Annotated in this window: 1 protein-coding gene; it reads right to left on the bottom strand. The window is 71.3% G+C overall.

Annotated features, from left to right (window positions below):
- Positions 1-1,098: penicillin-binding transpeptidase domain-containing protein (locus AB0E98_RS33915; RefSeq protein ID WP_361710359.1), on the bottom strand; the 1,098-nt coding region annotated here is incomplete at both ends.

Raw genomic sequence — 1,098 nt, forward strand, 5'->3', positions numbered from 1 at the left:
GGGTTCATCCGCACGCCGCCCTGGCCGATGAGGGAGGCCGCCATCTGGGCCTTGCTCTGCACCGGCACCCGGCCGTCGAAGGTGGGCACGCCGACCGACCAGTTGTTCATGGACAGGCCGAAGACCTGCTCGGCCTGCCGGGTCAGGTCGTCGTCCTTCAGCTCCGGGGCCTGGCTGATGAAGGCGGTGTTGCAGGAACGGGCGAAGCTCGCCTTGAAGGTGCCGTCCTCGATCTCGAACTCGTCGTCGTTCTGGAACTTCCAGCCGCCGTAGCTGAAGTACTTCGGGCACGGGTGCTTCTCGTTCACGGACGCCAGGTCCTTCTCGAGCAGCATCGAGGCGGTGACGACCTTCATGGTGGAACCCGGGGCGAGCGAGCCGAGGAAGGCGGTGTTGAAGCCGTGCCCGCCGTTGGCCACCGCGAGGATCTCGCCGGTGGAGGCGCGCAACAGGACCACCGACGCACCCTTCTTGCCGTCCACCTGGTGCTCGGCGGCGGCCTGGAGGGCGGGGTCGAGCGTCGTCTTCAGCGTGCCGGGCGTGCCCTTGCTCAGCTCCAGCAGCGTCTTGTCGGCGACGTCACCGGCCCCGGAACCCTTGGCTTCCTTGGATCCCTTCCCGTCACTGTCCGCCGCCTTCGCGCGCACCACGCGGAGTTCGACGCCGGGGGTGCCGCCGGCCTTCTTGCCGTACTTGTCGCGCAGGCCGTCCAGGACGGTGCCGAGGGAGGGGTAGGCGGCGGCGGTGATCTCCCCGCCGTTGCGGTCCAGCGCCTTCACCGGCGGGTCGCCTGCCTTCCCGGTGACCAGCCGGTCGCCGTCGCGCAGGTCCGGGTGCACGACGGCGGCGTGCCAGTCGACGCGGGGTTCGCCGTCGCCGGCCCGGCGGACGACGGTCAGCGCGCTGTCGTACGCGAGCGGCGCGGTCTTCTCGTCGTAGGCGACGGTGGCCTTCACGGAGAACGGGACCTTCTCCCCGGCCGGGGTGCCCGCGGTGAAGGCGGCGTCCTTGATGCGGGCGTCCTTGGCGTACCCGGTGAGCAGGGCCTTCGCGGCCTCGGCGTCGTCGGTCGCGGCGGCGGCGCCGGCCACGTCGCCC

It is taken from the genome of Streptomyces sp. NPDC037389 (genome assembly GCF_040636475.1).
Taxonomy (GTDB): Bacteria; Actinomycetota; Actinomycetes; order Streptomycetales; family Streptomycetaceae; genus Streptomyces; species Streptomyces hesseae.